A 7,649-nucleotide genomic window follows, 5' to 3' on the forward strand; every position below is an offset into this window, starting at 1 on the left:
GCGAAACACGCGGGTCGCCGATTAGGAGCTTAGGCGCACCAGGCCTGCCATGTGGGCGTTACGCGAAATTCCGCCGCGCCGCACGTCGACACAGTTTGCTGACTAGCCGACCCGGGTGGCGGTCGCCGGGACCGCCACCCCGACGATGGGTGCGGCCTTGTGCAGGCATTCCTGCCACTCGGCGTCGGGGTCGGAGTCCGCGGTGATCCCACCGCCAACGCCCAGGACGGCGTTGCCCGCGGTATCGAATTCGACGGTGCGAATCGCGACATTGAGCTCGGAACCGGCGATCGGTGATGCGAAACCAACTGTGCCGCAATATATTCCGCGACGATGCTGCTCCCACTGTGAAATCAGTTGGCGGGCACGCAGTTTGGGTGTGCCAGTAACCGACGCCGGCGGGAAGGCGGCGTCCAGCAGCGCCGACATCGGCAGGTCGGCCGGAACCTGGGCCGCCACGGTAGACACCAGGTGCCAGACGCCCGGCGCGCGGCGCACCACCAATAGCTCGGGCACGGTGACCGTCCCGGTAATGGCCACTCGGCCAAGGTCGTTGCGGACCAAGTCCACGATCATGATGTTCTCGGCCACTTCTTTGGGTGATGCCCGCAGCGCCGACGGCCAGGCCTCCAGCGGCAGCGTGCCCTTGATCGGGCTGGAGGCCACGACGGTGCCGTGGCGCCGCAAGAAAAGTTCCGGGGATAGCGATGCCACCGCGCCCCACCGGCCGCCGACATATGCTGCCCGGGACGGGGAGGTGCGGGCAGCGTCGACGAAGTCGATGAAGAAATCCAGCGCGGACCCGCTGACGGTCCCGGTGAACTGCGTGCACACGCAGGCCTGGTAGACCTCGCCGGCGGAGATCGCCGCCAGGCAGGCCAGCACCCCGCCGCGATGAGCTTCCCGGTCGGCCGCTGCCCAGTCGATCCGGCAGGCCCCCGACGCGGGCCGGCCGGCCGGCGCCGGTGTCGTGGCCAGGGCGCTGGCCAGCCAGTCCGGCATGGGTGCGCCCGACAGGCTCTCGTACCACCAGTGGCCGTCGCGGTCGCGGCGCAGCACGCAATCGGTCCAGCCGCCGGCGGCTTCGGGGATCCGGCTTCCCCGCCCGTCCGCGCCGGGATCGGGGTAGGACAGGTAGCCGACCCAGCCGCCGCCCACCGCGCCCGAGACGGGCGCCACCGGTTCACCGGGGGCCTCCCGGAGCCGAAACGCGTCGCCGCGGTCCACCGGCTGGACCGACACACTCGGTGCGATCACCGCCAGCGCGCCGAACCACTCACCGGTCAACGCGGCGGGCGGCGCCAAGCCCAGTCGGACGGTGGCGCGAGCGACGGCGCGCAGCACCTGCGGTGCCCCGCCAAGGTCGCCGAGCCGATCGATTCGCACCGTCTTAGCTTGACAGAGTGGCGGATCTTTGCACGCCAGGAGTTCCGATCAGCCGCGGCTGATCTCACGCGGACTCGCCAACGCCGTCAACTTCTCGGGATTGCGCATCACATAGAAGTTGGTGATCTTGTCGTCGACGATCTCCAGCGTGATCACGCCCTCCAAGTGTTCACCCAGATAGAAGAGCACCGCTGGCGCGCTGTTGCAGGTCACGACCTTCAGCTGCAACTGCGCTGCCGCCTTGCGCATCAGTCCGGTGATCGCCCTGGCCACCCGCTCGGCGCCGACCACCGGTCGGCGTGCCGCAGACACTTTGCCGCCACTATCGGCCATCCAGGTGGCATCTGGAGCGAGCATCGCCATCAGCGTCTCCACGTCGCCGCTGGTGGCCGTCTCCAGGAACTGTGCGGTGATCTGGGCGTGGAGTTGCGGGTCGACCGGCCGCGCGCCGTGCTGGTTGCGCCGCGCCTGCACGTGTTCGCGGGCGCGGTGGGCGATCTGGCGCACCGCCGGCGCGGACTTGCCCACCGCGTCGGCGATCTCGGCGTAGTCGAATGCGAAGACTTCGCGCAACACGAAGACCGCCCGTTCGTCGGGGCTCAGCGTCTCCAGCAGGACCAGCATCGCCATCGACACCGATTCCGCCAGGACCACGTCGGCAGCCGGGTCCTGCTCGTCGAGCAGCAGCGGCTCGGGCAGCCAGGGCCCCACGTATTCCTCCCGGCGGCGGGCGCCGGCCCGCAAGGCGTTGAGTGCCTGGCGAGTGACCAGCTGAGCCAGGTAGGACTTGGTGTCGCGCACCGTCGCCAGATCGACGGCGGCCCACCGCACATAGCTGTCCTGCAGCACGTCCTCGGACTCGGTTGCTGAGCCAAGGATTTCGTAGGCGATGGTGAACAGCATCGGCCGCAGCAGGGTGAACCGCTGGGCGTGCTCGCCGCCGTCGGACGACGTCGTCACCGGACGGGGACCTGATGCTCGGCCGGCAGCTGCGCGTCCCGCTTGCCGCCTTTGAACCAGAAGTACGAGCCGGGTTTGGCGGCTTCGTGCCGGATGGACCACACCGTGCCCTTGCAGATCGCTTCCTTGATCGCGGCGCCGGTACGGCCCCCCACGACCACGTTGACCGGAGTATCGTCGGAGCGCGACAGCTGCACGGTGCCGTGGGAGCGGCCCAGGCTGATGCACTGCCCGACGAACGCCTGGCTGAGTTCCGCCGGGGTTTCGCCCGCGATCCTGCTGAGCACGGTATTGGCGGCCTGGGCCCCCAGCGGCCCGGCCGCTTGGCAGCTCATCCGCAGCGGCTGGTCCGACGGTGCGGCGCAGTCGCCGGCAGCGACGATTCGTTCGTCGTCGGCGCTGGTCAGTGTTTCGTCGGTGAGCAGCCGGCCCAGAGCGTCGGTGCGAAGCCCGCTGCGCGCGGCCAGATCCGGCACCTCGAATCCGGCGGTCCACACCGTGGCCGCGCTGGGCAGCACGGTGTGGTCATTGAGCACCACCGCATCCCAGCGCACCTGGCTGACCGCGACCGATTCGAGCACCGCGACGCCCAGTCTGCGCAGCTGCTTGGCCACCGAACGCCGGCCGCGCTTGCTTAGCGACGGCCCCAATGGGCCGCCGCAGACCAGCGTCACCGGGCGGCCCTGCTCGGCAAGCTCCGAGGCGGCTTCGATGCCGGTCAACCCGCCGCCCACCACGACGACAGGAGCGGCGGCGGGCAGGTCGATCAGGGTGCGCTGCAGCCGGGTCGCGCCGTCCAGATCGGCGAGCAAGTATGCGAATTCGGCAGCTCCGGGAACCGCCGGCGTGGCTGCGGTGCTGCCCACGGCATAGATGAGGTAGTCGTAGTCCAGTTGGGCACCTGAAGCCAGCAGCAACCTGCGGTCGGCGGAGTCGATGCGGTCGACGGTGTCGACGATCAGCTCGATGCCCTCGCCCAGCAGCGTGCCGTATTCGACGGTGGCGGTGCCGCTGCCCGCCGCCAACTGGTGCAACCGGATCCGTTCGACGAACATCGGGCGTGGGTTCACCACCGTGATGTCGATGTCGGCGTTGAGGCGCAGGTGGTTGGCGGCCACGGTGCCGGCGTAGCCGCCGCCGACGACGACGACATGAGTCCGTGGGCCGGTCAAGGGTGTCGGCTCAAACATTGGGAGTCTCCTGTTCTTCATTGTGGCGAGATCATCACGGATCGCCGATGACTGCTGCACTGGAGACACCACAGACCGGGCTGCTGTGACAGCCGTGATGGAAATTGTGAGCCGGTTCACTTTCCCCGACGCTTACAGAACCGGATGGCGGGCGCTGAATATTGCGCCCTCGACATGTCGAGGGCGCCGGAATCGAGGTCGGCGCTTGCACATTGGAGCGATGCGTGTGCTGAATTCCGGGCGGCTGAAATGGCGCGCCATGCTAGGCTGTCGCAACGAAAATGGACTGAATTCCCAGGTGAACCCGGTAGACAACCAGGCAGACCAGGGCCCCTCCAATGCGCAGCGGCGAGCATTCGACAGGAGCGACCCCTTAGACCGTCCGTCAACCGAGTAGTCGCCCACATTGGACACGTGCACACATCGGAGGCGATCCCTTGCCGCGCAGCTTGGACCTCGTCGTCACCTCCGTAGCCACTCAGCTGATGGAGGCGACCGCATCCACCGCAACGCAGGTGAGCCAGCGGGTGCTCGCTCAACTGGTCGAACAGTTCGATGTGGACGCCAGCTTTTTGCGGCACCACGACCACGAGATTCGCGCCTCGGTCCTGGTGGCGGAGTGGCCGCCGCGGCCCGACGTTGCGGACCCGGACCCGCAGGCCGTCGTCCACTTCACCAGCGCCGACCCGGTGCTCACCCAGTGCGAGCACGGCCGGAAGCCGGTTGTCATCCGGCCGCACCGCCACAACCGGTTCTTTCCACGCTGGCTGGGCGGCTCCACACCGGCGGCTTCGCCATCGGTGGCTGCGGCTCCGCTGGTCTCGGGGGAGGCGACCACCGGCGTGCTCGGCTTCGTGAAGTTCGGCGCCAGGAAGTGGAGGCGTGAAGAGATCAACACGCTGGAGGCCGTCGCCGCGTTGTTGGCACAGCTGCAAGCGCGGATCGCCGCCGAGGAGAAATTGCGCTACCTGGCTGAGCACGACGATCTGACCGGTCTGCATAACCGCCGCGCGCTGCTGGCGCATCTGTCCGAACGGCTGGCGGCGGGTAACCGCGGGCCCGTCGCCGTGCTGTACCTGGACCTCGACCGACTGAAGTCGATCAACGACTATCTGGGCCACAACGCGGGCGACTGGTTCATCCGCGTCTTTGCCCAGCGCCTTCGCGGGTGCGTCGGAAGTCAAAGCATGATTGCCCGACTGGGCGGCGACGAATTCGTCGTGATCCCCGACCAGGCGATGTCCAAAGGAGCCGCCGAATCGTTCGCCCGCCGGTTATCGGCGATGCTGTGCGAGCGGCTGGCAATCGGTGGACATCAGATCACCCGGACGGTGAGCATCGGTCTGGCCGTGGGCATGCCCGGCCGCGACGACGGCACCGATCTGCTGCGCCGGGCCGACGAGGCGGTGCTGACCGCCAAACGCGCCGGCGGCAACCAGGTGGCGCTGTCCACCGACGACATGTCGCTCAAGAGCGCGTTCCGCAACGACATCGAGTTGCATCTGCAAGGCGATATCGACAGCGATGCGCTGCTGCTGCACTACCTGCCCGAGGTCGACCTGTGGACCGGCGCGGTCGTGGCGGCCGAGGCGCTGGTTCGCTGGCGACACCCGATTTGGGGGTTGCTGCTGCCGGATTCGTTCATCGGGGTGGCCGAGTCCACCAACCTTGCCGGCGAACTCGGCCGATGTGTGATGCGCAGCGCGTGTGCCGAATTCAGCCGGTGGCGCAAGAACGGCGTCGGGCAGAGTGCGGTGTTGCGCATCAATGTTTCGCCGGTCCAGCTGATAACCCGCGGCTTTGTCCGCAGTGTGGCCGACACCATCGAGGAGTTCGGCATCGACGGCGGATCGGTGTGCCTGGAAATCACCGAACGTGCGGTCGTGCACGACATCGAGGCGACGCGAAAGACGTTGTCAGAGCTCAAGGACGTCGGTGTGCAGGTGGCCATCGACGACTTCGGCACTGGTTACGCGGTGTTGTCGCATCTGAAGTCGCTTCCCGTCGACATGCTCAAGATCGATACCGGCTTCGTCCGCGATTTGGGCACCAACGCCGGCGACCTGGCGATCGTCCGCGCCATCATCGGCCTCGCCGAAGCGTTCGGACTCCAAGTGGTCGCCGAGGGTGTCGAAACCCCTGCGGCCGCACTGACTTTGATGCAGCACGGTTGCCACCGGGCGCAGGGATTCCTGTTGTCGCGCCCCGTCCCTGGCAACGCCATGGAGGCGTTGCTGTCCGCTCGCTGGATGCCGATGCCGTTCCTCGCCGACCGCGAGGCACTGACGCTCGGCGCAATCTAGCTCAAATGTGAAAATGGTTCGAGCAATTAGAAAATCATGGATCGTTGCCGCGTGCGCCGTCTTGCTGCCGGGCGGGGTGCTCACCGGATGCGGCGGCCACCAACCCGACAACAGCCCACTGACCGCGATGGTCAGTCCGGCCATACCGTCGACGGTCCAGGAGATACCCAACCCGCTGCGTGGCCAATACGAAGACCTCTTGGAACCGCTTTTCCCGCAACGCGATCCGGCCCAGCAGCGGTATCCGGCGTGGCCGGCGTCCTACGATGCCAGCCTGCGGGTCTCGTGGCGTCAGTTGCAGCCCACCGACCCGGCCACGTTGCCGCCCGACGCCCCCGACGAGCGCAAGTACGACTTCAGCGTGATCGACGACGCGCTGAGCCGGCTGGCCGAACGGCGGATGCGGATGACGCTTCGGGTGTACGCCTACAACTCCTGTTGCAATGCGACGTATCCCAACAACACCAACATCGCGATTCCCGACTGGGAACGCGCCCGGCCGGGCACGAGCACGACCTATCCCGGGCCGGCCAGCGGCGCCGCGGCGGGGGTGCTGCAGGTGGTGCCGAACTTCAACGATCCGACCTATCTCAACGACTTCGTACAGCTACTGGCGGCACTGGGTCGCCGCTACGACGGCGACGAACGACTCAGCGTTTTCGAGTTCTCCGGGTATGGGGATTTCAGCGAAAACCACATCGCCTACCTTCGCGACTCGCTCAACGCCGCGGGTCCAGCGCCCCGGGACAGCGTTGCCGCACTCGGGTATTACAGCCAGTTCCGTGATCAGAACATCACCAAGGCGTCCATCCAGCGCCTGGTCGAGGCGAACGTCAGCGCCTTTCCCCGCACCCAACTGGTGACCAGCGCAGCCAACCCGGAGATCATCCGGGAACTGCTCGCCGACGACGTCACCAAGAAGCTGGCCGCGCCGGTGGGAATCCGCTCGGACTGCCTGGGCGTCTATACGCCCATGCCGGCGTGGGCCGACGGCAGCGCCGCCCACTACGTGCAGACCAACGATCCGGTTGTCGCCGCGCTGCGCAAGCGGCTGTCGACGGCTCTGGTGATCACCGAATGGTGCCAGCTGCCCAGCGGAACCACGCGTCAGGCCTACTACGAGAAGGGTCTGCGCGACATCATGAGATATCACGTCTCGATGGCCTCGAGCATCAACTTCCCGGACGACAATGCGACCTCGCCGATGGACCCCAAGCTGTATGTGCTGTGGGCGCAGGCCAATGCGACGGCGGGCTACCGGTACTCGGTGGAGGCCAAGCCCGGGTCACAGGGGCTGAGCAAGGACGGCAAAGTCGCGACGATCTCGGTTGTATGGACCAACTACGGCTCCGCGGCCGCGACCGAGAAATGGGTCCCGGGTTACCGATTGGTCGATTTCACCGGGCAGACCGTTCGCACGTTGCCCGCAACGGTGGATCTGAAGTCGCTGGTCCCGGAGGCGCCCGGGGACCGCACCGCTCAGCAGCCCATACCGGCGTCGGCCTCCGAGGCGGTTCGCGTCGAACTGGCCGGCTTGCCGGCGGGGCATTACACGTTGCGGGCGTCGGTAGATTGGCAACAGCACAAGCCGAACGGTTCGCATGTGGTCAATTACCCTCCGATGCAGTTGGCCCGCGATGGCCGCGACGATTCCGGTTTTTATCCCGTCGCGACGCTCGACATTCCGCGCGACGTTCAGACCGCAACGAACGGTGCGTGAGGCGGCTTAGCCACAATACCGTTCAGTTAAGACTACATGGGTGTAGTTTGTAGGGTATGCCTCGTGCGGGTTGGCGCAAGCCTGAGTCGG

Annotated in this window: 5 protein-coding genes; 2 read left to right on the top strand and 3 right to left on the bottom strand. The window is 67.1% G+C overall.

Going from position 1 to position 7,649, the window contains the following annotated elements:
* Positions 1-102: 102 nt before the first annotated feature.
* From BST40_RS08425 to BST40_RS08435, 3 genes are read right to left on the bottom strand one after another with little or no spacing between them, the layout of a single operon-like run.
* The gene (locus tag BST40_RS08425) at positions 103-1,386 is read right to left on the bottom strand and encodes an aminodeoxychorismate synthase component I (protein WP_083044286.1); all 1,284 of its coding nucleotides are present in this window, start codon (positions 1,384-1,386) and stop codon (positions 103-105) included.
* Between the two features lie 48 nt (positions 1,387-1,434).
* The gene (locus BST40_RS08430; protein WP_083153986.1) at positions 1,435-2,346 is read right to left on the bottom strand and encodes an RNA polymerase sigma-70 factor; all 912 of its coding nucleotides are present in this window, start codon (positions 2,344-2,346) and stop codon (positions 1,435-1,437) included.
* Entirely contained in the window at positions 2,343-3,536 is a 1,194-nt protein-coding gene (locus BST40_RS08435; protein WP_083044287.1) for an NAD(P)/FAD-dependent oxidoreductase, read from the bottom strand. The genes BST40_RS08430 and BST40_RS08435 overlap by 4 nt, the downstream gene beginning before the upstream one ends.
* A 437-nt stretch (positions 3,537-3,973) precedes the next feature.
* On the opposite strand from BST40_RS08435, the gene BST40_RS08440 reads away from it, so the two are divergent.
* Together BST40_RS08440 and BST40_RS08445 are read left to right on the top strand one after the other, a co-directional pair.
* Positions 3,974-5,839, top strand: a complete 1,866-nt coding sequence (locus BST40_RS08440) for a putative bifunctional diguanylate cyclase/phosphodiesterase (protein WP_083044288.1) — start codon at positions 3,974-3,976, stop codon at positions 5,837-5,839.
* A 13-nt stretch (positions 5,840-5,852) separates the two neighbouring features.
* On the top strand, positions 5,853-7,559 hold the full coding sequence (locus tag BST40_RS08445) for a hypothetical protein (protein WP_083153988.1): 1,707 nt from the start codon (positions 5,853-5,855) through the stop codon (positions 7,557-7,559).
* Positions 7,560-7,649 lie beyond the last annotated feature (90 nt).

The sequence above is a fragment of the Mycobacterium persicum genome (assembly GCF_002086675.1).
Lineage (GTDB): Bacteria > Actinomycetota > Actinomycetes > Mycobacteriales > Mycobacteriaceae > Mycobacterium > Mycobacterium persicum.